The sequence below is a fragment of the Mesorhizobium sp. M0145 genome (genome assembly GCF_040322355.1).
GTDB lineage: Bacteria > Pseudomonadota > Alphaproteobacteria > Rhizobiales > Rhizobiaceae > Mesorhizobium.
The window spans coordinates 11,852-35,440 of the sequence record NZ_JAMYTK010000003.1 but is presented as its reverse complement, the minus strand read 5'-3'; the positions used below and the strand labels follow the sequence as shown (position 1 = coordinate 35,440).

General features: G+C 64.4%; 21 protein-coding genes. 6 read left to right on the top strand and 15 right to left on the bottom strand.

Going from position 1 to position 23,589, the window contains the following annotated elements:
• Positions 1-33: 33 nt before the first annotated feature.
• The 6 genes from NKJ28_RS07175 to NKJ28_RS07150 are packed head-to-tail and all read right to left on the bottom strand — an operon-like array spanning position 34 to position 7,098.
• A complete protein-coding gene (locus NKJ28_RS07175; RefSeq protein WP_023718174.1) occupies positions 34-495 on the bottom strand; it encodes a MarR family winged helix-turn-helix transcriptional regulator in 462 nt (153 codons plus the stop codon).
• Positions 492-1,076: an amino acid synthesis family protein gene (locus NKJ28_RS07170; protein ID WP_023676966.1), complete on the bottom strand. Its 585-nt coding sequence runs from the start codon at positions 1,074-1,076 to the stop codon at positions 492-494. Before NKJ28_RS07170 ends, NKJ28_RS07175 begins: the two co-directional genes overlap by 4 nt.
• Complete coding sequence (locus NKJ28_RS07165; RefSeq protein ID WP_352634779.1) at positions 1,069-1,944, bottom strand: UPF0280 family protein; 876 nt, start codon at positions 1,942-1,944, stop codon at positions 1,069-1,071. Before NKJ28_RS07165 ends, NKJ28_RS07170 begins: the two co-directional genes overlap by 8 nt.
• Positions 1,941-3,485: a 6-hydroxynicotinate reductase gene (locus NKJ28_RS07160; protein ID WP_352588604.1), complete on the bottom strand. Its 1,545-nt coding sequence runs from the start codon at positions 3,483-3,485 to the stop codon at positions 1,941-1,943. Before NKJ28_RS07160 ends, NKJ28_RS07165 begins: the two co-directional genes overlap by 4 nt.
• Entirely contained in the window at positions 3,482-6,238 is a 2,757-nt protein-coding gene (locus NKJ28_RS07155) for a molybdopterin-dependent oxidoreductase (RefSeq protein ID WP_352634777.1), read from the bottom strand. The genes NKJ28_RS07160 and NKJ28_RS07155 overlap by 4 nt, the downstream gene beginning before the upstream one ends.
• Entirely contained in the window at positions 6,238-7,098 is an 861-nt protein-coding gene (locus NKJ28_RS07150) for an FAD binding domain-containing protein (RefSeq protein WP_352539932.1), read from the bottom strand. Before NKJ28_RS07150 ends, NKJ28_RS07155 begins: the two co-directional genes overlap by 1 nt.
• A gap of 272 nt (positions 7,099-7,370) precedes the next feature.
• On the opposite strand from NKJ28_RS07150, the gene pncA reads away from it, so the two are divergent.
• Together pncA and NKJ28_RS07140 are read left to right on the top strand one after the other, a co-directional pair.
• Complete coding sequence (gene pncA / locus NKJ28_RS07145) at positions 7,371-7,970, top strand: bifunctional nicotinamidase/pyrazinamidase (RefSeq protein ID WP_352634775.1); 600 nt, start codon at positions 7,371-7,373, stop codon at positions 7,968-7,970.
• A gap of 40 nt (positions 7,971-8,010) precedes the next feature.
• Positions 8,011-9,438, top strand: coding sequence for a sodium:proton antiporter (locus tag NKJ28_RS07140; protein ID WP_352634773.1), 1,428 nt, complete (start codon positions 8,011-8,013; stop codon positions 9,436-9,438).
• Here the strand turns inward: NKJ28_RS07140 and NKJ28_RS07135 are convergent, their stop codons facing one another.
• The 8 genes from NKJ28_RS07135 to gcvA form a co-directional block, all read right to left on the bottom strand.
• On the bottom strand, positions 9,439-10,158 hold the full coding sequence (locus NKJ28_RS07135) for an ABC transporter ATP-binding protein (protein ID WP_352634771.1): 720 nt from the start codon (positions 10,156-10,158) through the stop codon (positions 9,439-9,441).
• Positions 10,151-10,879, bottom strand: a complete 729-nt coding sequence (locus NKJ28_RS07130; RefSeq protein ID WP_352578164.1) for an ABC transporter ATP-binding protein — start codon at positions 10,877-10,879, stop codon at positions 10,151-10,153. The genes NKJ28_RS07135 and NKJ28_RS07130 overlap by 8 nt, the downstream gene beginning before the upstream one ends.
• Positions 10,876-11,838, bottom strand: a complete 963-nt coding sequence (locus NKJ28_RS07125; protein WP_352619435.1) for a branched-chain amino acid ABC transporter permease — start codon at positions 11,836-11,838, stop codon at positions 10,876-10,878. The genes NKJ28_RS07130 and NKJ28_RS07125 overlap by 4 nt, the downstream gene beginning before the upstream one ends.
• Complete coding sequence (locus NKJ28_RS07120) at positions 11,835-12,716, bottom strand: branched-chain amino acid ABC transporter permease (protein ID WP_352455934.1); 882 nt, start codon at positions 12,714-12,716, stop codon at positions 11,835-11,837. The genes NKJ28_RS07125 and NKJ28_RS07120 overlap by 4 nt, the downstream gene beginning before the upstream one ends.
• 221 nt (positions 12,717-12,937) lie before the next feature.
• Positions 12,938-14,242, bottom strand: coding sequence for an ABC transporter substrate-binding protein (locus NKJ28_RS07115; protein WP_352634769.1), 1,305 nt, complete (start codon positions 14,240-14,242; stop codon positions 12,938-12,940).
• Between the two features lie 162 nt (positions 14,243-14,404).
• Positions 14,405-15,844: a hypothetical protein gene (locus NKJ28_RS07110; RefSeq protein ID WP_352634767.1), complete on the bottom strand. Its 1,440-nt coding sequence runs from the start codon at positions 15,842-15,844 to the stop codon at positions 14,405-14,407.
• 169 nt (positions 15,845-16,013) lie between these two features.
• Positions 16,014-17,318, bottom strand: a complete 1,305-nt coding sequence (gene pncB / locus NKJ28_RS07105) for a nicotinate phosphoribosyltransferase (protein ID WP_254815847.1) — start codon at positions 17,316-17,318, stop codon at positions 16,014-16,016.
• A gap of 192 nt (positions 17,319-17,510) precedes the next feature.
• On the bottom strand, positions 17,511-18,485 hold the full coding sequence (gcvA, locus tag NKJ28_RS07100; RefSeq protein WP_352634764.1) for a transcriptional regulator GcvA: 975 nt from the start codon (positions 18,483-18,485) through the stop codon (positions 17,511-17,513).
• A 183-nt stretch (positions 18,486-18,668) separates the two neighbouring features.
• Here gcvA and speB point away from each other — a divergent pair, with 183 nt between their 5' ends.
• From speB to NKJ28_RS07080, 4 genes are all read left to right on the top strand, one after another.
• On the top strand, positions 18,669-19,730 hold the full coding sequence (gene speB / locus NKJ28_RS07095) for an agmatinase (protein ID WP_352588634.1): 1,062 nt from the start codon (positions 18,669-18,671) through the stop codon (positions 19,728-19,730).
• A gap of 137 nt (positions 19,731-19,867) precedes the next feature.
• Positions 19,868-20,677 (top strand): transporter substrate-binding domain-containing protein, encoded by an 810-nt coding sequence (locus NKJ28_RS07090; protein ID WP_352588638.1) that lies wholly within the window; start codon positions 19,868-19,870, stop codon positions 20,675-20,677.
• A 6-nt stretch (positions 20,678-20,683) separates the two neighbouring features.
• The gene (locus tag NKJ28_RS07085) at positions 20,684-21,352 is read left to right on the top strand and encodes an amino acid ABC transporter permease (RefSeq protein ID WP_352634762.1); all 669 of its coding nucleotides are present in this window, start codon (positions 20,684-20,686) and stop codon (positions 21,350-21,352) included.
• Positions 21,349-21,996 (top strand): amino acid ABC transporter permease, encoded by a 648-nt coding sequence (locus NKJ28_RS07080; RefSeq protein ID WP_023722520.1) that lies wholly within the window; start codon positions 21,349-21,351, stop codon positions 21,994-21,996. The genes NKJ28_RS07085 and NKJ28_RS07080 overlap by 4 nt, the downstream gene beginning before the upstream one ends.
• 16 nt (positions 21,997-22,012) lie before the next feature.
• On the opposite strand, the gene NKJ28_RS07075 is transcribed toward NKJ28_RS07080, so the two are convergent.
• Positions 22,013-23,416, bottom strand: a complete 1,404-nt coding sequence (locus NKJ28_RS07075; RefSeq protein ID WP_352634760.1) for an MATE family efflux transporter — start codon at positions 23,414-23,416, stop codon at positions 22,013-22,015.
• Positions 23,417-23,589: the final 173 nt, after the last annotated feature.

The window sequence follows — 23,589 nt, the reverse complement described above, 5'->3', positions numbered from 1 at the left end:
AGGAACAACAACCAAACGCCGGCAGGCAGCAGATTAAGCCAGCTTGGCCAGCAGCTTCATGAAAATGGCCGCTTCCTTGGCGGAAAGCGGCGCCAGCGTTTCCTGCGTAATCTCACGGGCAAGCGGAATCAGCCGCTCGATCGCGTCGCGCCCCTCGGCGGTCAGATTGACCAGCAGGCGCCGTTTGTCGACTTCGTGTTTGCTAAGTTCGACAAAGCCACGCGCTTTCAGCCGGTCGATGACGCCCTTCACGGTCGCCGCATCCATGGCGATCAGGCTGCCAAGCTGGTTCTGCGAGGTCTCGCCGACGTCGCGCAATTTGGCCAAAGCGGCAAATTGCGGCGGCGTCAGATCGGCGATGTGTGCGGCGAAGATCGAGACATGGCGCTGATGCGCCTTGCGCAGGATGAAGCCGACCTGCTCCTGCAAGCGATAGTCGTTTTCGTCAGGCTCCTCGGCCTCGACCAGCTTGAGCAGATTGTCTTCGGCGCTCACCGCAGCCCATCCCATGCCTTAATGTCCTTGGCCGCCAGCCCACCCATGCGGTCGTGCACGCGCGGGCCGCAGGTCATGGCGAGGCAAAACAGGATCTCGTCGGGACGGGGGCCATCGCTGATGCCGATTTCCATGGCATCGAAATGGCTGCGCACATAGGCGGCGTTGATGTGGCCGAGCGGCACATCGAGCCGCGCGCCGAAACCGCCGACCTTCTTCGCCGAGGGCACGATCGCCTTGGCGTCGCCGAGCCGTTCGCGCATGGCATAGCCGCCCGGCACATGCCACAGCGCGCCATGCTCCAGCTCGCCCGCCATGCCGACGATGGCGCCCTTGCCGTAACCGTCGATCTGTTTGACGTCGCCGCCCAATGCGGCAATAAGCCTGTCGGAGAGCAGCAGCCCGAGCGGCTTCAAATCCTCCATGGCGCTCTGCAGTTCCTCGACGTAACGGCCGGCGAACGGGTTCTTGACCACAGCCATTGCCGCGGCACGGCGCCGCGGCACCTTCGCCACCGGCCCGCCTTCGTGAAAAATCTCTTCGGTCAGCACGGCGATCTTGCGGATCGGAAACTCAGGCATGAGCAATTTCCCTCTCTAAAACTTTATTGGCGAGCGCCATCGGACCTGCGATGCGCGCCTGACCGCCGAGGAAAAGCGCCGCGGCGGCAATCAGGCCGCGCCGCCGAAACTCCTCGGCAACGGCAAATCCGCCTTCCAGCGCAATAGCGATTTCAGCGGCGGAAAGCAGCCCCACGCCCTGCGTCACGAAACGGTCGCCGAGGTCGCTGTCAGGTGCGAGATCGCGCGCCCGTACGCGCCTAACGGCCGGATGACCGGGCAGGTCGACGGCGTTGGCGATCAAGGTCGCCGCGGCATCGGCTTCAGCACCCGTTCGCGCCAGCACCGTGACCGCGTCGGCGATGCCCAGCGAAAAGGAGCGGCCGCGCCAGCCGCTTGTCGCGACACCGCGGATCCCGTCTTCGGGGCGGATCGTGAGACGATCTGCCAACCCATGACCTGTCCCGGCAATGGCAAGCGTCATCGACTGCCCGTGGCCGAGATAGATCGCGCTGTCGCCGCCATTGTTGACATAGGCGCGCTCGAGCCGGCGGCCGGCAAGCAGCGCGCCAAGCACTTCGTCGGCTACCGAGCCGGCGACGGCCGCCATCGGTGTGATGAATTGTTTCGCTAGCGGAACGACCGCCGCTTCCATGCGGCGCGCCGTCGGGCCAGCGAAAGCACGTGGCCGGGAGGCGGCCGGGCGCCGCAGTTCGGGCAACTCTTCGACCAGTTCGGGCAAGATTGTCTGGAAGCGCGCCACTGCCTGGCGATATGCGGCGCTGCATTCACTCGCCTCGCCGAATGCCTCGACGATCAGGTCGATCGGCCCATGATTGAGGTGAAGCCTCCGGCCGTCCTCGAGCCAATGCGCCTGCGGGCCGTTCATCGCCCGGCCCCGTTTGCGGCCGCGCGACGCAACTGCGCCAGCGGCGGCCAGGGATTGTCACGGGGTGCGGCCGTGCCGCGGCGCGGATTGAGATATTCGCCGCCCTTGGCCAGGATATCGTCGACGCTGCGGATTTCGCCTTCGTAGCCGCCAAGCCTGACATAATCGTCGCGGCGCATGGTGAACTCGATCGGCGCCACCAGCGCCGGGGTCGGCACATAGCCGAAGGCGCCTTCCGGCACGCGGGTGACGTCGACCATCAGCGTGATGCCGCCGCCCGGCCAGACATAGACCGGCGCGCCGCCGACCGTCACATAGGTCGTCAAGCCCTGCACCGAGCGGGTCAGATTGACCGGGTTCTCGGTGACGCCGGCGCGCAGCGAGCCGCCGGCGCCGCCGACGAAAAGCACGGTGCAGAGCGCCGGCTCGCAATTGTCCTCGATCAGTTCGACCGACTTCCGCAGCCGCTCCGGGAACGGTTTCTGGACCGGCTTCAGTTCGTCGTCGAGCTCGTAATAGGCGAATTGCTCGCCGGTGGTCGAGACCATCAGCAGCGACATGCCGGGGCGCGCACCCTTTTTGGCGTTCCATTCACCAAGGATCGACAGCGGGTCGGAAATGCTGGTGCCGCCCCAGCCGAGGCCGGGCTCCGACACCTTGAAATAACGGCCCGGCGTCGAACGGCGGCCGATGATCTTGATGCCGGTATCCTGCCAGCCAAGCACCTTGCCGGCCTGATGCTCGGAGACGACGCCGGTGATGTGGTCATCGACCACCACCACCTCGTCGACAAGGCCGCGCCATTGGGTCGCGAACATGCCTATGGTAGCCGAACCGCAGCCGACGCGCATGCGCTGCTCGAGCTTGCCGTCGATGACCGGCGGCTTGCCGGCTTCGACGATGACGGTGGCGCCGCCGTCGATGACGAGTTCAACCGGTTTGCGGTTGCACAGGGCGAGCATGGCGTCGCAGGTGGCGCGCCCTTCAGCCTTCGAGCCGCCGGTCAAATGATGTACGCCGCCCAGCGACAGCATCTGCGAGCCGTATTCGCCGGTCGTGACGTGGCCGATCGCCTCGCCTTGGGCACGGACCGTCGCCGTTTCGGGGCCGATATGACGGTCGGTGTCGATCTTCACCTTGACGCCGCAATAGGAGAAGATGCCCTCGGTGACGACGGTGACCAGATCGACGCCCTCGACCTCCTGGCTGACGATGAAGGGCGCCGGCTTGTAATCGGGATAGGTGGTGCCGGCGCCGATGGCGGTGACGAAGCGGCGGCCGGTGTTGACCAGTTCGCCGTCCCATGCCTCGCCTTCTTCGGCAAAGGGTACGATTGCGGCGCCGGTCTCGGCCGCGTGGTCGAGGATGGTCAGTGGATCCATCCGCACGATCCTGCCGCCAACATTGCCGTAGCGGTCGCAGGCGCCGGTGCGGCCATCGGCGATGTAGCACATGACCGGACAGGCATCGCAGCGGATCTTCTCGGCCACCAGCTTCTCGCCGGGATCATGCGTCTCGAAGCGTTCGGCAAGCTCGCTCATCGGCGCGCCTCCTTGTCGAGGATGGCGGCGCGGATGCGGGTCGGCGTCGCCGGAATTTTGGTGACCAGCACACCGGTGGCGTGGCGGATGGCGTTGAGGATCGCCGGCGCCGTCGGGATCAGCACATGCTCGCCCAAACCCTTGGCGCCGAAGGGTCCTTCCGGATCCGGAACTTCTATCAGGATGGTCTCGATCGGTGGCACGTCGCCGATCGTCGGGATCAGATAATCGTGCAGGTTTTCGGTGCGGCCGGGGATGAATTCCTCCATCAGCGCCATGCCGATGCCCTGGGCGATGCCACCCTCGATCTGGCCCTCTGCCAGTAAAGGGTTGATGGCCTTGCCGACATCGTGAGCGGCGGTGATTTTTATAAGCTTCACGGTGCCGAGCCTGAGGTCGACCTCCAGTTCGGCGATCTGGGCGCCATAGCCATAGACGGCATAAGGCTTGCCCTGGCCCTTGGCATCGAGCGGCAGCGTCGGCGGGTCGTAGCTTTCCTCGGCGCGGAAGACAAAGCCTTCGGCGTCTACCTTCAGCGAGGAAAGATCGATGCGGCGCGTCGCTTCGCCTTCCCCGATGCTCAGACTTGTGCCGTCCAGCGCAATCGCCGCCTTTTCCGAGACATTGGCGAAACGCAAGATCTCATCGCGCAAGGCGCGGCCGGCCTTTTCGGCGGCCTTGCCGGTGACGAAGGTCTGGCGCGAGGCCGATGTCTTGCCGGCGTCGGGGGTGATCGCCGTGTCGGCGCCTTTCAGCCGCAGCTTTTCAAGCGGAAGACCCAACGCGTCGGCGCAGATCTGCGCGATGACAGTGTTCGAACCTTGCCCGATATCGACCGCCCCCTGATGCAGCACGACTTCGCCCGATGCCGAGATGCCGACCTTGATGGTCGACGGATTGGGCAGCGAGGTGTTGCCGCAGCCGTACCAGCAAGAGGCGACGCCGACGCCGCGTTTTTTTTCGCTGCTGCTACGGGCGTTGAACGCGTCGGCGTCAGTTAGGGCACGCCGCCAATGTGAGCGCAGGGCCCCCAGGCAGTCGGCGATGCCGACGCCCGACTCGAGCCGCTGCCCGGTAACTGTTTCGGATCCGTTCCGAAGGCAGTTCTTCAGGCGAAAGTCGAGCCGATCCATGCCGAGCTTGTCGGCTAGCTCGTCATAGAGGGTCTCCTGCATGATCGTCGCCTGCGGCACGCCGAAACCGCGAAAGGCGCCGGCAATCGGGCCATTGGTGTGGATGGCGCGGCCTTCGGCGCGATAGTTCGGCGTCGCATAGGGGCCGGAGGCGTGCACCGGCACGCGGTTGGCGACCGTCGGCCCCCAGCTGGCATAGGCGCCGGTGTTGAAATCGCCGGCGAAGACCATGCCGGTGATGCGGCCGTCGGCATCGGCGCCGATGCTCGCTCTCATCTGAGCGGGATGGCGCTTGGTGGTCGAGATCATCGATTCGGTGCGGGTATAGGCGAGCGCCGCCGGCCGGCCGGTTTTCATGGCGACGAGGCCGATGAGCGGTTGCAGCGAGACGTCGAGCTTGGAGCCGAAGCCGCCGCCGGTGGCGGTCGGCACGATGCGCACCTGTTCCGGGGCAAGGCCGAGCACTTTTGCCGTGTCGTCACGGTCCATATAGGGCGCCTGCGTGCAGGCGACGACGACCAGCGTGTCGCCGTCCATGAAGGCATAGCCGGCTTCCGGTTCGATATAGGCGTGCTCGACATAGGAAGTGTCGATGGCGCCGGAAACGACGAAAGCCGCACCGGCGAGCGCGGCTTCGGGGTCGCCACGCTCGACAAAGCCGGAGGTGAGCAGGTTCGAGGGCCGGTTTTCATGGACCAGTGGCGCGCCGCCGGCCTGCGCTTCGCAAGGCTCCAGAAAATGCGGCAATTCGGTCCAACTGACAGGAAAATCGGCAAGGTCGAGATCGAGGATAGCCTCGCGTTCGCCGGCAACCAGCGCCACCGCCTCGCCGCGAAAGCGCGAAAACCCTTCGGCGAGCGCCGGCTGGTCGGCGAAGGGTGCGATGACGCCGAAACAATTCTTTCCCGGAATGTCGGCGGCGGTGAAGACGCCGGCAATGCCGGGACGGGATTTCACCCAGCCATCGAGATCGCCGAAGCTGAAGGCCGCATGATAATGCGGCGAGCGGACCACCAGCACCGACAATGCGTCGGCCGGGAATGAATCACCGCCGAATTTTTCGCCGCCAGTGACTTTCGGAAGGCCATCGAGGCGGATCGGGGAGGAGCCGACGGCATGGCCAGAGGATGGCATGCGCTGATCGAGGCCGTCGGCGTGGCGCCAAGCATCCATCACCGCGGCGACGATCTTGCGGTAGCCGGTACAGCGGCAGAGCACGCCGCCCAGCGCATCCTGCGTTTCGGCCTCGCTCGGGCAAGGCGTCCTGTCCAGGAGTGCCGTTGCGGCGACCAGCAGGCCGGGCGTGCAGGCGCCGCATTGCGCTGCGCCATGGCTGAGGAACGAAGCCTGCAGCGCCGACAACCGGCCATTGGCGAGGCCTTCGACTGTCGTCACCACGGTGCCGGAGGCGGAAGCCGCGGGCATCAGGCAGGCGCAGACCGGCTCGCCGTCGACCAGCACCGTGCAGGCGCCGCAATCGCCGGCATCACAGCCGATCTTGGTGCCGGTCAGCCGCAACTCGTCGCGCAGCACCGCGGACAGCCGCCGCACCGGCGGCACACAAACGCTGACGGCGGCGCCGTTGACTTCGAAGGCGATGTCGGCGCGCTCCCTGCCCATCAGGCCGCCGCCCTTTCGTCGGGAACAGCGCCCATCGCACCAAGCACGGCGCGGGCGACGATCTCGCGCGCAGCGTCCAGCCGATATTCGGCGCTGCCGCGCACGTCGCCGATCGGCGACAACTCGTCCATCGGTGCGGATTGGATCGCAGTGGCCAGCGCGTGGCCGACGGGCCGGCCGCGTAGCGCCGCCTCGACACCCGCCAGGCGCCTGGCGACAACCGAGCAGGAACCGACGGCGACGGCCGCGTTCCTGACCATACCATCTTCGACGGCCAGGCGTGCGGCGGCCATGGCGATGGAGATGACGAGATAACGCCGCGCGCCGAGTTTCACGAAGGCGGAGCTGCCGGCGGTCGCGGGTTTGGGAATGCGGATTGCCGTGACCATTTCGCCGGGCTGCAGTGCGGTGCGACGGTTGCCGAGGATGAATTCTGCAAGGGGCAGATGCCGGGTCGCCACAGCGGAACGCAGTTCGACTTCGGCATCGAGCACCAGCAGCGCCGGCACGCCGTCGGCGGCCGGCGAGGCGTTGCAGAGATTGCCGGCAATCGAGGCAACGTTCTGGATCTGCACCGAGCCGACTTCCCGCGCCGCCTGCTTCAGCGCGTCGAAAGCCGCCGGCAGAGGATGGCGGACGAGATCGGTCCAGGTGGTGCGCGCGCCGACGAGCCAATGGTTTTCGGCTTCGGCAATGCCGCGCAATGCCACCAGGCCATTGATATCGAGGACATTGTCGCGGAAAGGCTTGCTGCCCTGTGCCGGATAGAAGTCGGTGCCGCCGGCGAGGATGCGCCATTGCCCTTCGCCCAGCAAAGCGAGGGCGTCGTCGACCGTGGTGGGTTTTGCGTAACGGATCACGCTTTGCCTTCCCAGAATGGGCTTCCCGAGAGGGGATCCTGCCGAAAGATTTTCCCGAGCATTCAAGGCAGGAAATTCATTCGTATGCAAATGATATCAAGCCGGCAGGAATTGTCAAAGCCAGAGTTTGCACGGCTGTTGGCACCGGTGCACCCGGAACGCATTTGTTATGCCATGAGAGGTTGACGCAGCCGGCCATCTGGTCAAGTTTCTGCGTCCGGTCGCGTTTTCATTGGAGCCTAAGCTCAAGACCAAGAAAATAAGGAGGCTCCATGGCCGACGAAGCGCTTGTCGTTATCGACCTGCAGAACGATTTCTGCCCGGGTGGCGCCCTTGAAGTGGCCGGTGGCGACGAAATCGTGCCGTTGGTCAATGACCTGATCCGGCGGACCGAGCACGTCCTGCTGACGCAGGACTGGCACCCTGCCGGCCATTCGAGCTTTGCCTCCAGCCACCCCGGCAAGCACCCGTTCGAAACGATCGACGTGCCTTATGGCCACCAGACGCTGTGGCCGGATCACTGCATCCAGGGCAGCCTGGGATCGGATTTCCATTCGGGCCTCGCCTGGAGCAAGGCCGAGTTGGTGATCCGCAAGGGGTTCCGTCCTGCGATCGACAGCTATTCCGCATTCTTCGAGAACGACCGGACGACGCCGACCGGCCTTGCCGGCTATCTCCGGGATCGGAACATCGAGATGCTGACCCTGGTCGGCCTGGCGACGGATTTCTGCGTCGCCTTTTCGGCGCTCGACGCGGTCAAGCTCGGTTTTGAGACGTCCGTGCGGCTCGACGCCTGCCGCGGCATCGATCTCAACGGCTCCGTGGAGAGGATGCTGGGCCGGATGCGCGATGCCGGCGTGACACTGATTTGAACGTCATCCAGCCGAACCTGACAGACTTTTGAGGGGCTTCATGCGGTTTGCGGCGTTGACGGCAAGTGCTGCACTTATTGCAGCAATCTTTTCTCCGAATGCGGTTCTCGCGGCCGAAGCGCACGAATTGCCGGGCGCCGCCATGTCGCTTTGGTGGGTGCTGCCGTTTGCCGGGCTATTGCTTTGCATCGCGACCGGCCCGCTGCTGTTCCATCATGCTTGGGAGCACCATTACGGCAAGATCGCTGCCTTCTGGGCAGCGTTGGTGATCGGGCCGCTGGCCATCGCCTTCGGCATCCCGTCCGCCACGCAGGCGGTGCTGCATGCGCTGCTCACCGAATACATGTCGTTCATCATCCTGCTGTTTGCGCTGTTCACCATTTCGGGCGGTATCTTCGTTGCCGGCAACATACACGGCACGCCGCTGGTCAATGCCGGGCTGTTGCTGGGAGGGGCGCTGCTTGCCTCGATCATTGGCACAACCGGCGCCTCGATGATCCTGATCCGGCCGCTCATCCGCGCCAACGACAACCGGCGCTTCAACGCCCATGTCGTCATCTTTTTCATCTTCCTGGTGTCCAACATCGGCGGGTCGCTAACGCCGCTGGGCGATCCGCCGCTGTTCGTCGGCTTTCTGCGCGGCGTCGATTTCTTCTGGACGACAGTTCACCTGCTGCCCGAGACGCTGTTCGTCGCCGGCGTGGTGCTGGCTGTTTTCCTGGCGATCGACATCATCATGCATCGCCGGGAGGAAGGCGCGCCGAAGATCAAGGATCCGACGCCCGACAGCAAGGTGCGCATTCGCGGCCTGGCCAACATCCCGCTGCTGGCCGGCGTAATCGCCGCGATCCTGATTTCCGCTGCCTGGAAGCCGGGAGTGAGTTTCTCTTTTCAGGGCGTCAGCCTCGAGCTGCAGAATCTGGTGCGCGACGCCGCCATCCTGATACTGGCCTTCACTTCGCTTGTCGTCTCGCCGAAGGAGTTTCGCGGCGCAAACGCCTTCAGCTGGGGGCCGATTGCCGAGGTGGCGAAGCTGTTCGCCAGCATCTTCATCTGCATCGTGCCGGTCGTCGCCATATTGCGGGCCGGGCTCGACGGCGCGCTGGCGCCGTTGGTGCTGCTGGTCAGTTCGTCGACCGGCGCGCCGGACAACCTTGCCTATTTCTGGCTGACCGGAGCGCTGTCGTCCTTCCTCGACAATGCGCCGACCTATCTGGTGTTCTTCGAGCTGGCTGGCGGCGATGCGCAGCATCTGATGACCGAGTTCGCCTCGACGCTGGCGGCGATCTCGGCAGGCGCGGTGTTCATGGGCGCCAACACCTATGTCGGCAATGCGCCGAATTTCATGGTCTATGCCATTGCCAGGCATCGCGGCATCAAGATGCCGAGCTTCTTTGGCTATATGGCATGGTCGGGCGCGGTGCTGATCCCGACATTCCTGCTTGCCGGCTTGCTGTTCTTTGCCTGATCATCCGACGCCGACATAGCGACGGACCGCCGAGGGATCGGAACGCAGTTCCTCGACATCGACCGCCTCGCGGTTGCGGCCGTTTTCGATGAAGCAAACGCGGTCTGCGACCGACAGCACGGCATCGACGCGCTGCTCGACAAGAATTGTCGACACGCCAAGCGCACGCAGCTTCGACACCGTTTCGCGGATCTTGGCGATCATCGACGGCATCAGCCCTTCGGTCGGCTCGTCGAGCAGAAGCACCTGTGGTTCCAGGCACAGGGCGCGGGCCATGGCCAGCATCTGCTGCTCACCGCCGGACAGCGTGCCGGAACGCTGCCTGAGGCGCTGGCGCAGCAGCGGGAAAAGATCGAGCACGTTTTCGCGCGTCGCCTTGCCCTTGTTGCGGGCCATCAGGCCGATCTCGATGTTTTCCGCCACCGTCATCTCGGCGAACAGCCGCCGGCCCTGCGGCACGTAGGCGACGCCGGCCTTGGGCACCTCGTGCGCCGGCAAGCCGGTCAATTCCCGCCCTTCGAGCCGGATCGAGCCGGAGCTTACCGGCACCAGGCCCATGATTGCCTTCAGCGTCGTCGTCTTGCCGGCGCCGTTGCGGCCGAACAGGCAGAGCACTTCGCCCTCGTTCAAGACAAGATCGAGGCCATAGAGCACCTGGACCTCGCCATAGAAGCAGTCGACCCCGGAGATCGTCAGTGCCTTGGACTGGGCCTCAGCCATGGGTCGTCCCCAGATAGGCGTCCTGCACCGCGGCATTGGCGCGGATCTGCTCGGGCGTGCCTTCAGCCAAAATCCTGCCGGCGTTGAAGACGGTGATGCGGTCGGCGAGCCGCATGACCACCGGCATGTTGTGCTCGATCAAAAGCACGGTGGCGCTATCGGCGATCTCGCGCACCAGCTCGATGAAATTATCGATCTCGCTGTCGGCCAGCCCTTGCGTCGGTTCGTCGAGGATCAGCAGCCGCGGCTTCAGTGCCAGTCCCATCGCCACTTCCAGCAACCGCTGGTGACCGTAGGACAGCTGCCCGGCCGGCATGTCGGCGCGGTCGGCAAGGCCGGTACGCTCAAGCGCGGCCATGACGCCGGTGTGAACCGCGCCCTTCGAGCGGCCGTCGGTCAGCGTGCGCTGCACCGGCAGGGCAACATTGTCGTAGGCGCTGAGATTGGCAAAGACGCTGGTGATCTGGAACGTATAGGCGATGCCAAGGCGAACCCTGGCGTAGGCAGGCAGGCTGGTGATGTCGGCGCCGTCGAAGACGATCATGCCCGACGAGGGCTGGATGCGGCCGCTGACCAGGCTGACGAAGGTGGTCTTGCCGGCACCGTTGGGGCCGATGATGGCGCGAATCTCGCCCGGTATCAGCGCGAAGTCGACGCCGTCGACGGCACGCAAGCCGCCGAAACTGCGCGACAGGCCTTTGGTGGTGAGCAGCGGCATCATGGCAACCACCCGAGCCAGCGCTGGCGGATGCTGCCGAGAATGCCTCTCGGGAAGAACAGCACCAGCAGGATGAGCGCTATGCCGACGATCAGCAGATAGGCCGAGGTGTAGCCGCTGGCGACGTCGATGACATAATACATGAACAGCGTGCCGATCAGCGGACCGAGCGTGGTGGCGGCACCGCCCAGCAGCACCCAGAGCAGCGGCAGGATGGAGTATTGCACCGAGGCGAAGCTCGAGCCGACATAGCCGAACAGCAGCGCATAGGCCGCGCCGGAAGCCGCGCAGATGCTGCCTGAGATGACGACGGCGGCGAGCTTGCTGGAGAACGTGTCGTAGCCAAGCATCTTGGTCCGCTCTTCGTTCTCGCGGATGGCGACCAGCACACGGCCATAGCCGGAGCGGACTATCGCCAGGCTTATGAGCAGCACGATCGAGAACTGTGCCAGCGCACTCATATAGCGCACGGTCGGGTTGGTGAGGTCGAGCGACGTGCTGCCCAGGACAAGGACCCGCATCGGCTGCGGCACGACCATGCCCTGGTCGCCACCGGTCCAGGCAGCGAAATAGAGGATGACGAGATAGAATACCTGCGCGAACATCATGGTGACGATCATGAAGGCGACGCCGGAGGTGCGCAGCGCCAGCAGCCCGATCACCAGCGCCAGAAGCGCGCCGCAGGCAAGCCCGGCTGCGAAGGCGGCCGGCACGCTCCAGCCGAGATGGATGACGGCAAGGCCGGCGCCATAGAGCCCGGCTGAAAAGAACATGGCATGGCCGAGGCTAAGCAGCCCGACATAGCCGAACAGCAGATTGTAGCCCATGGCGAAGACCGCCAGCACCATGATGCGGGCGAGCAGGCCGTGATGGTATTCCGGCAGGACGAAGCTAAGCCCGAAAAGCAGGGCGATGACGCCGAGGTGCAGCGCATATGGCTTTGCCGGCGAAGCATCCTTCATCGCGATGTCGTCCCGAACAGGCCCTGCGGCCGGAACACCAGCACCATGGCGACGAGCAAGGTGGCGATGATCTTGGCCAGCGTCGGTGAGAAGAACACCGAGATGATGCCGTCGGAAAGGCCGATCAGCACCGCGGCGACGACCGTGCCGCGCAGCGAGCCGAGGCCGCCGATGATGACGACGATGAACGACAGCAGCAGCGGGTCCTGTCCCATCAGATAGTGGGCCTGGCTGATCGGCACGATCAGCACCGCGGCGACAGCAGCCAGCATGGCGCCGAGCGCGAAAACACCGGCATAGACTCTGGTCACCGGGATGCCGAAGGCCTGCGCCGTCTCGCTGTCATATTGCGTGGCGCGCATGACGAGGCCGATTTTCGTGCGCGTCAGCACCAGCCAGGTCGCGACCAGCAGCAGCGCCGACGCGGCGATGATCGACAGCTTGTAGCCGGAATAGCCGAACCACGGCAGGAGGATGCGGTAGCTGAACGGCGGCTCCACCGGCCGCGCCTCCGGGCCGTAGAAGGTCAGCGCCAGTTGCTGGATGATGTAGAGCATGCCGATGGTGGCGACGATGGTGGCTTCCGGATTGTAGTTGAGCCGGCGCAGCACCAGCCGTTCGGCGAGCAGCGCGATCAGGCCGACGATCAGCGGCGCCAGCACCAGGGCGGCCAGGAAGCCGAGCGCCGGATGGCCGGATATCGCCGTTGAGATCGCCCAGGCAAGCACCGCGCCCAGCATGAAGAACTCGCCATGCGCGACATTGACGACGCGCATGACGCCGAACACCAGCGACAGGCCAAGCGCCGTCAGCGCCAGCACGGCGGAGGTGACGAGGCCTTCGAGAGCGGCGAGGAGCAGGTGAGGTCCGAAGTGCATCGGTTACACACCCATCGCAGGTGCGAGGCGCACCCCCCTCTGTCCTGCCGGACATCTCCCCCTCAAGGGGGGAGATTGGCAGTTCCCGCGAAGGCGGCCACCTACCGGCCTTTGCGATTGGCGAAAGCGCTGGTGACAGCCAATCTCCCCCCTTGAGGGGGAGATGTCCGGCAGGACAGAGGGGGGTGGGCCGAAGCGCACTGTGCTTAATGAAACCAAGCTCACAGCGTCTGCGTCGTGTAATCCCCCTCAGGCTCGTAGAGGCCGTCCTCGATCTTGGTCTTGTGGACGACATTCAGCCGGCCGCCTTCGACCTTGGAGATGTTCTGGATACCAAAGCACTGGTGGATCTTGCCGTTGAAGGTTTTCGGTCCCTGCGGATGCTCGGGCCCCTCGGCGAACTCGGTCAACGCCTCGGTCGCCTCGACCAGCTTGGCGCGGTCTTCCGGGCCCTTGTAGCCGGCATCCTCCATCGCCTTCTTGACGACGTAGAGCGTTTCCCAGCAGCCGAACATGTGCGCGGCGGTGGAGACGTCCTTGGGGTCGCCGACGGCGGCACCATTGTCATCGATGCCGACGGCGGCGCGGTAGGCCTTCTGTGCGGGGGAATCATCGGGCTGCGCGTAGCGCGGCGAGCCTTCCCAGAAATGGCTACCGTCGAGGAATTCGAGGCCGGGGCTGTTGATGTCGGTGGCTTCGAGCGAATCGATGAAGCCGAACAATTGCGGCCGATTGAAGCCGTAGAACTCGCCGAGCTCCTTGACGAAGGTGAGCACCGCCGGGCCGACCATGACGTGGTAGATCACCTCGGTCTCCGCGGGGATCTGCGGGAAATATTTGGTGAAGGAGGATTCCGTCGGCGGGATGGCGATCTGGGCGATGACCTCGGCGCCTTGCGCCTTCAGCGCCGGCGGCAGGTAATCGCGATGGTCGTAGCCGAAGGCGAAATCGGGGAAGATCTGCGTCACCTTCTTGCCGGCGTTGGCCGCAATCCACGGCGCCATCGACTGGATCTGGCTCTTCACGTCGGTGATGCCGGGCTGGAAGACGTAGCGGTTCAATTTGGTCGAGGCGACGTGGTGGCCTTCGCTGACAACGAAATAGGGCATCTTGGCCTCGCCGGCGGCCGGCGCCGAGCCGATGACGACATGCGAAAACAGCGTGCCGTAGACGATGTCGGTCTTGTGCTGGGAGGCGAACTTGCCGACGACTTCGGCGCCCCGGCCGGGATCGGTGCCGTCATCCTCGATGATCACGTCGACCGGCCGGCCGTTGATGCCGCCGGCTTCGTTGATCGCCTTGACGGCAGCCGCTGTGGTCTTCTCGTACCAGCGGCCATAGGCGGCGCCGATGCCGGTGCGGTGCGACTGGAAGCCGATCTTGATCGGCGCCGAGCTCTGCGCCTGGCTGTAACGCACGAAACCCGGCGCGACGGCAAGACCGGCGCCGGCGGCAAGGCCCTTCAGCGCCGTGCGGCGGGTGAGAGCGGATCTGGAGAGATCGAAAAACCCATTCTTGTCAGTCACGGCAGTTCCCCTTGTTTTTGAGCTTTGACCAATGGCTGTAGCAGGCAGGCCACTCTTGTTAAGAGGGGCGAAAATTGCATGTGTACAAACTAAATCACCAAAGCTCTGACGTGGCAAGCGAGCTTTCCCCAAGGTTCGATTGACGGGCATCGCACACCTCGTTCATCCGGCGCTCGGCGTCGCAAGCAGCCATAGGCCGAGGACGGTGTAGGCGATCATCAGCACGGTGAGCGGGAACTGGCTGAGCGCGGCGCGAGCCGGAATGGCGTGCAGCCGCCAGGCCAAGCCATGGGCGACAAGCACAGCAAGCATGTGGCCGGCTATGATGACGCCGGCCTGGAGGTTCCACAGCCACCACGCCGAACCGGCACCGGCGACGACGCCGGCTTCAATTGACATGTCGGCGGTACCGAACAGGTTCCAGCCCAGCGCAAACGGGTCGGAGAGAGCGGCAATCGCATATTGGCCGTCGACCAGCAGCGCCGTCAGATAATGCGCGAAGTGGTAGGCGAGCGCGATCGGTACGATCGACCAGACCAAAAGCCCGGCGGCGTGACCGAGCGAATGCTTGCTGCCGGCAAGGTTCTGGCCAAGAAAGACGGCGAGCTCGAACACGGCCGCAAGCACGGCAAAGGTCATCACAAGGCCGAAGCTGCCGATGCCGATCAAAGCGGTGCGTCCCGGAAATTCCACCGGATTGATGCCGAACCAGCCTAGCCAGAAGAAGGTTTTCGACAGGCCGTCGAAGGACACCGACGACAGCGCAAGCAGCAGGAAAGCGACGCCGCTGAGCGGTAGCGGCGCGGCAGCGAGCAGCTTGGCGCCCGGCCAGCAGAGTTTTAGCCGGCCGTCTGCAATACGTTCGACGATGGCGAAGCGCGCCACCATGGAAAAGAACACGGTCAGGAACTCACCGCGCAGGGTCCAGTCGCGGTAGCCGAAGACCTGCATGGCGGCGAAGCTCAGCAGCCAGTAGAGGCCGGCGGCCCAGGCCAGCCGCGCCGGATCGTCGGGCGCAGGGTCGATCAGCTCGAACCAGGCGAAGGCGAAGAACAGCAGGAAAGCCGGCCAATAGCCGAGCCGTTGGGGGAGCAGATACGGCTGCGTTCTGCCGGACAGGCGCGAGGCGACGCGGTATGGCCCGTACCAGGGATTGAGCCACGACCAGAGATCGCCGGCGAGCCCCTGCAACAGAGCCAGGCCAACCCAGAGAAGCGTCCATACGGTCAGCGGCATCGGATTGGAAAGCGGATCGCGGCTGCCGAACAGGCCGGCGGCAATCAGAATTGCAAAGCCGGCAAAGGATACCAGGCTGACGGCAGTCCGCGCGGTGTCACCGAAGGTGAACAGCGGCAGGCGTTTGCGCCAGAAGCGGTCGAGGGAGTCCGGCGGCAGTAGCGCCAGGACAAGGAAACTGGCGGCAACCGCGAGCGCGCCGCCGGCAAGGTAGTAGCGGGTGGGAAGGAGCAGGACGTGGCCGCGGTCGGAGGCGTGGGCGAAGGCGGGCGTGGATGGGAATGCCAAGGAAGCGACGAGGCCGGGAAAGGGCCTGATTGCAGAAATGCAGCGCTCTACGGCGCCCCCCTCTGTCCTGCCGGACATCTTCCCCTCAAGGGGGGAGATCGGCGGTTCCGCCGTCGGCTCTCCTTCTGCAACTTTAGCGATTGGCGAAAGCAGCAATGAGGGCGCAATCTCCCCCCTCGTGGGGGAGATGTCCGGCAGGACAGAGGGGGGCGCGAAGGAACTCATACTACGCAAGAGTTCCCCTACCTCACACCTTCACCAACTGCTCCACGCGGTCCTTCTGGCCGAAGATGCGCAAATAGCGCTCGATCTCTTTCTCGTCGCCTGTCGACTTGGCCGGATTGTCGGAAAGCTTGACCGCCGGCCTGCCGTTGGCTTCGGTGACCTTGCAGACCAGCGAGATGGCGTCTAGCCGGTTGGTCTCGGTCGGCGCGCAGCCCTCGAAATCGTTGGTCAGGTTGGTGCCCCAGCCGAAGGACATGCGCACCTTGCCGCGGAAGTGGCGGTAGGTTTCCTCGATGGTCTCGACCTCCAGCCCATCCGAGAAGATGAGCAGCTTCTGCTTGGGGTCCTTGCCCTTTTCGCGCCACCAGGAAATGATTTTCTCGCCGCCTTCGATCGGCGGCGCGCTGTCGGGGCGGAAGCCGGTCCAGTCGGCGACCCAGTCCGGTGCATCGCGCAGGAACGCCGCGGTGCCGAAGGTGTCCGGCAGTACGATCAGCAGGTTGCCGCCGTAGTAGCGCTGCCAGTCCTGCAGCACGTTGTAGGGCGACTGTTTCAATTCCTTTTCCGAATTGGTGAGCGCGGCGAACACCATCGGCAGTTCATGCGCATTGGTGCCGAGCGCCTCGAGATCGTTGTCCATGGCGAGCAGCACGTTGGAGGTGCCAGTGAAGGCCTCGCCGATGCCCTCCTTCAACGCTTCGACGCACCAGCGCTGCCACAGGAAAGAATGACGGCGGCGGGTGCCGAAATCCGAGATGCGGATGCCGGGCAGCGCCTTCAGCCGCTCGGTCTTGGCCCACATCTTGGCCTTGGCGCGGGCATAGAGCACGTCGAGCGCGAACGGCCCGAACGCCCGCATGGCCGCGCGAGATCGAAGTTCATTGATAATTGCCAGCGCCGGGATCTCCCACAGCGTCGTGTACATCCACGGACCGCTGAAGGCGAGTTCGTATTGACCGTCGCGCTTGGAAAGCTCGTATTCGGGCAGCCGGAAATTTTCCAGCCAGGCGAGGAATTCCGGTTCGAATATCTGCTTGCGGCCATAGAAGGTGTTGCCGCCGAGCCAGATCATCTCTTTCTTAGAGAAGCGCAAGGTGCGGGCATGGTCGAGCTGCTCGCGCAGCTCCGTCTCATCGATCTCCTCGGCAAGGCGGACCGAGGTGGTGCGGTTGATCAGCGAGAAGGTGGCGTCGACCTTGGGATACATGCCCCAGATCATCTGCAGCATCAGAAGCTTGTAGAAATCGGTGTCGAGCAAGCTGCGGACGATCGGGTCGAGCTTCCAGGTGTGATTGTAGACGCGCCGCGCTATATCGGTCTTTGCCATCGCTCAATGCGCCTTCGCTGCTCGGTCTAGCTTTTGTCTAGCGCAATTCCGGACGGAAAACCGCTGCGCACTTTTCCTGGAATTGCTCCAAATGCCTCTTAGCATCGAATTTTTGAACGCGCCTCCCGCTTTGCGGGCTGGCCCGACAAAAAGAAGCCCCTGCGGCAAGCGGCGCCTACGGCAGTTTCGGCCTCAGGATGCGGTCTTGGCGCCGACCACCTTGAGCGCTGGACGCTTGCGGCGAATGCCGATGCGGCCTGCCACCGGCGCGTCGGCGCGGCGGTCGGCCTGCTCTTTCTCGGCAAACAGCCAGTCGATGAACAATTGCACGATCGGCGCCGACCGCATCTCGTTGCGGCAGACGATGTAGAAATCGTCGACGGCCGGCACGGAAAGACTGAACGGGGCGACAAGCAGGCCCCTGGCGAGCAGTCCGCTTGCCGTCACCGTGTCGCCGAGCGCCACGCCATGGCCGTGGACAGCGGCCTCGGTCGCCATGCGCGCGTCGCCAAGATGGTGGCGGCGGCCGCGCTCCAGGTCCAGCGCGTCAGCGGCGGCCAGCCAGGTATGCCATTCGCGGCCGTCGTCGCCATGCAGGAAGACGTGATCGGCGAGGTCGCGGACGGTGCGGATCGGGCGGTTGTTGATCAGCGTCGGGCTGACCACCGGGAACAGTTCGAGGCCCGACCATTTGCGCATCCAGCAGTCGGTCCAGCTGCCGTCACCATAGTGCACGCAGACATCGATATGCGGTGCGCGGACGTCCTTGGCATCATTGGATGGGATCAGCGTCAGCCTGATATCCGGATATTGCGACGTGAAGCTGCCCAGCCGCGGGATCATCCACAGCAACAGTAGCGCCGGCACGCAGGATACAGAGAGAACGCCGGTGCTGGCCGGCCTCGTCATGCGCTGCGTGGCGGCGGCAATGCCGTCGAAGGCGGTCGACACCGCCGGCAGCAACTCGGCGCCGTGTGGCGTCAGCTTCACCCGCTGACCGGCACGCTCGAACAGCTTGACACCCAACGATTGCTCGAGCGCCTTGATCTGATGGCTGATGGCGCCGTGGGTGACGTTGAGCTCAGCCGCCGCCTTGGTCAGCGAGGCGTGGCGCGCCGTCGCCTCGAAGGCGCGCAGCGGGTTGAGCGGTGGCAAACGCTTGGCCATTTGGACCCGAGGCTCTGTGAGATTTTCTCACAGATAACACACTAACAATATCAATTGATTTTTCAATGCAGCTACGGGACACTTTGCCCAGGCATTGCATCAAGACGTGAAATCTGCAGGCAGCCGACGGCTGCGGCTATCGGGACCGCTGTCCGCGCGCCGCACCAGCCATGGAGGACCGACATGGGTTACGACCGCGGCAAGCTCGAAGCGTTGCGCCGCAAATACGGCGAGAGCCATGGCGGCGAAATGTTCGACCCGAAATTCCAGCGTGTCGCCGACAAGATCTTCTCCAAGACCGGCACGCGACTGGCGCCCTATTCCGGCATCCCGACCTTCCTCGCGGCGCCCTATCGTGAAATCGCCGCCGACAATCCGGATTTCGGCGATCTGCAGGTGGCGATGATCGGTGTGCCGATGGATCTGGGCGTCACCAACCGGCCGGGCGCCCGTTTCGGGCCAAGGGCGCTGCGCGCCATCGAGCGCATCGGCCCCTACAATCATGTGCTGGAATGCGCACCGACGCATGAGCTGAAGGTCGCCGACATCGGCGATGTGCCGTTCCAGAGCCGCTACCGGCTAGAGACCAGCCATGACGACATCGAACGCCGCACCAACCAGATCGTCGACGCCGGCGTTCTGCCGCTTTCGGTCGGCGGCGATCATTCGATCAGCCATCCGATCCTGAAGGCGGTCGGCAAAAAGGCGCCTGTGGGCATGATCCATATCGACGCCCATTGCGACACCAGCGGCCTGTTCGACATGACCAAGTTCCACCATGGCGGGCCGTTCCGTAACGCGGTGCTGGACGGCGTGCTCGACCCGAGCCGCACCATCCAGATCGGCATTCGCGGCTCGGCCGAGTATCTGTGGGAGTTCACCTATGAGTCCGGCATGACCGTCGTGCATGCCGAAGAGGTGACCGGCCTCGGCATTCCCGCCATTATCGACAAGGCGCGCAGGATAGTCGGCGACGGCCCGACCTATGTCTCGTTCGATATCGACAGCATCGATCCTGCCTTCGCGCCGGGCACCGGCACGCCGGAGGTCGGCGGGCTGACGACGCGCGAAGTGCTCGAGCTGCTGCGCGGCCTGAAAGGCCTCAACATCGTCGGCGGCGACGTCGTCGAGGTGGCACCGCAGTACGACGCGACCAGCAACACGGCGCATGCCGGCGCGCAGGTGCTGTTCGAGATCCTCAGCCTGATCGTCTTCAGCCCGGCAATCACCAGCAAGGCGGGCTGACACGCTCGACCATGATCCCGAAAAGGCGGAACCGGTTTTCGGAGAAGATCATGGTCCACTAGAGAACCCAAAGGCGACCGCCGCGCTGGAGTCGGCGGTTGCACTCAAACAAACAAGCTTCCAGCAGGGGAATGACAATGACACTTCACATGAAGCTCAAATCATCCATCGCCGCCGTGCTGATGCTCGGCGCGACCGGTCTTGCTTTCACCAACCAGGCCGCCAATGCCGACGCGATCGACGACATCGCCAAGGCCGGCGCCATCAATGTCGGCATCTTTTCCGACTTCCCGCCCTTCTCCTCGGCCAGCGCCGACATGAGCATCAAGGGCTACGACATCGACGTGGCGCAATCCATCGCCGACCAGCTCAAGGTCAAGCTCAATCTGGTCAGCGTGACCGGCCAGAACCGCATTCCGTACCTGACCGACAAGCGCGTCGACCTGCTGATGAGCGTCGGCTATTCCAAGGAGCGTGAGCAGGTGATCGATTTCGCCGCCGCCTACGCGCCCTATTACATCGCCGTCATCGGCCCGGCAGCTCTTGCGGTCAAAGGCAAGGAAGACCTCGCCGACAAGTCGATCGCCGTCAATCGCGGCACGCTGGAGGATACCTCGCTGACCGAGGCGGCACCGGCCTCGGCCGACATCCGCCGCTTCGACAACTATAATTCCGTCATCCAGGCCTTCATTTCGGGCCAGACCCAGCTGATGGTGGTCGGCAACGATGTCGGCGCCCAGGTGCTTGCCCGCCAGGAGGAACTGAAGCCGGAGCAGAAATTCCAGCTTCTCACCTCGCCCTCGCATATCGGCCTCAACAAGAAGGAAGACCGCCTGAAGCAGGCGGTCAATGACGCGGTTGCCAAGATGCTGGCCGACGGCAGACTGGACGAAAGCTCGAAAGCCTGGCTGAAGACGCCGCTCGATCCCGCCAATCTCAAGGATTGATGGCCGGTGAGCTATAGCCTCGACTTCGGCTGGCTTGCCGGGGCGACAGGGGCGATCGCGCGCGGCGCGGCCACGACGATCCTGTTGATCGCCGTGACCACGCTGGCGGGAACGTTGCTCAGCATCCTCGGCGCCGCAGGGCGGCGGAACGGTCCGCTCCTGCTCAAGCGGGCGATCGGCGTCTATGTCGAGGTGATCCGCAACACGCCGTTCCTGGTGCAGCTATTCTTCATCTTCTTCGGGCTGCCCAGCATCGGCGTCAGGCTCGATCCGGTGCTGGCAGCCATGCTGGCGATGACGCTCAACATGGCCGCCTATACGATCGAGATCGTTGGCGCCGGGCTCGACGCGGTGCCGCCCGGGCAGACGGAAGCGGCACTGGCGCTTGGGCTCAGGCCGCGCCAGGTCTTCATCAAGATCGTGCTGCCGCAGGCGCTCAAGGTGATCTATCCGGCGCTGACCAGCCAGATCGTTATCATGATGCTGGAATCCGCCGTGGTATCGCAGATCGCCGTTCGCGAGCTGACCTATGAAGCCGACATGCTGCAGGCGCGCACGTTCCGGGCTTTCGAGACCTATCTCATCGTGACGATGGTCTATCTCATCCTGTCGATTGGGCTGCGCCGGCTGCTGGTCGGCGGCGGGCGCCGGCTTCTCGGAGCCGGCGTGTCATGATCGAATTTACCTTCTGGGACATTCTGCGCAACCTGCTGCTGGCGGCGCGCTGGACGGTGCTCTTGTCGCTGGCCGCCTTTGTCGGCGGGGCCGTGGTCGGCATGATCGTGTTGTTCTTCCGGATCGCCAAGAATAAATGGGCGCGCCGGTTTGCCTCCGGCTACATCGCGCTTTTCCAGGGCACGCCGCTGCTGATGCAGCTCTTCCTGATGTTCTTCGGCTTGCCGATGCTGGGCCTGCGCATCGAGCCGTGGACCGCGGCGGTGCTTGGCCTGACCTTCTTTGCCAGCGCCTATCTCGCCGAGATCTGGCGCGGCGGCGTCGATGCACTGCCGCGCGGCCAGTGGGACGCCGGCGCCAGCCTCGGCCTGCACTATCTACAGGAACTCCGGCTGATCATCTTGCCTCAGGCGTTTTCGATCACCCGCGCACCGACCGTCGGCTTTCTGGTGCAGCTGATCAAGTCGACCGCGCTGACGTCGATCATCGGTTTCGAGGAGCTGGTGAGGACATCCAACGCGATCAACAATGCGACCTTCGAACCGTTCAAAGTCTATGGGCTGGTAGCGCTGATCTTCTTCGTCATGTGCTTTCCGCTGACGCAATACGCACGTTCGCTCGAGCAGCGGGCGGCGGCCCGCTGAGCGTGCGACCAGCAATTCAACGCCCGAATACCAGCGGCGGCGCGATCCTGTCACGCCGCAGCCAGCGCCCTAGCAAGAGCGCCGCAACTACCGCCAGTCCCGACGACAGGCCGATCCAGATGCCGACGCCGTTGAAGCCGAAACGAAAGGCCAGCAGCACGCCGAGCGGCAGCCCGATGCCCCAATAGCCGATCGCGGCATAGATCATCGGCACCTTGGTGTCGTGCAGGCCGCGCAGCATGCCGCTGGCGACCGCCTGCGCACCGTCAAAAACCTGGAACAGCGCGGCAAAGGCGAGGAACGACACGGCAAGCGCCACCACCTCGGCATTAGCCGGATTGCCGAGATCGATGAAGGCGCCGATCAAGAGATGCGGCCACAGGATCATCACTAGCCCCATCAGCGCCATGAAGGAGACACCGACGACATAGGCGGTCCAGCCAGCCCGGCTGACACCTTCCGGATTGCCGGCGCCGTGGGCAAGTCCGACGCGCACCGTCACCGCCTGGTTGAGGCCGAGCGGCACCATGAAGGTGATCGAGGCGATCTGGATGGCGATCGCATGGGCGGCAAGCGAAGCTGCATCGATCAGGCCCATGAGAAAGGCCGCCGCGTTGAAGATCGTCACCTCGAACGCCAGCAGGCCCGCGATCGGCAGGCCGAGCCGCAGCAGGCCCTTGAAGCGCGGCCAATCGGCGCGCCAGAAGCGTCCGAACAGACGATAGCGCCGGAATTTCTTCTCAAGCATCACCACCGCCGCCATGCCGGCGAACATCAACGTGCTGGACAGAGTGGTGGCGAGGCCGGAGCCGGCGATGCCCATCGATTGGATGCCGAGATTGCCGAACATGAACAGCCAGTTGAAGAAGGCGTTGCAGGCGACGGCAACGAACACGATGATCAGCGCCCAGCCCGGCCGCTCCAGCGCCGAAATGAACGAGCGCAGGACGATGTAGCCGAAAAAGGGCAGCACCGCCCATTCGAGCCAGCGCAGATAGATGCCGGCCTGGTGCGCCAGCGCCGGTTCCTGACCCATGGCCAGCAACACGCTCTCGCCGTGCCAGAGAAGGGCCCAGATCGGAATGCAAATGAGGATCGCCAGCCACAGACCCTGGCGCACGGTGCGGCGCAGGTCGCGCACCGAGTGCCGACGGCGGCCGAGCTCGGTCGCCATCATCGGCGAGGTCGCCAGCATCAGGCCGAGCCCGAAGATAAGCGGCATGAAGTAGAGGTTGGCACCAAGCGCACCGCTGGCCAGCGTGTCCGGCCCCAGCCGCCCCATCATCATGACGTCGGTAGCGGTCATCGCGGTCTGGCCGAGATTGGTCAGCACCATCGGCCAGGCGAGCGCCAGCATCGCCCTGATTTCCCGACGCCAAAGGTTTTCCGGCGCGCGAGCGTCGGCTTCGATCGCAGACATTCTAGTTTTCCGCCTATCCGATTGCGGCACGTCGGCAAGAGCCGGAAGCCGCGTCTCAGCGCGGAAAATGGCCAAGATCGGCCGGATTCCGCATTACGACGGGTTTGTCTATCAAATGGGCACCGGTGGCAAGAGGCTGACTTGCGGAAGGGTTAAGCCAGTCGGTTCAATGC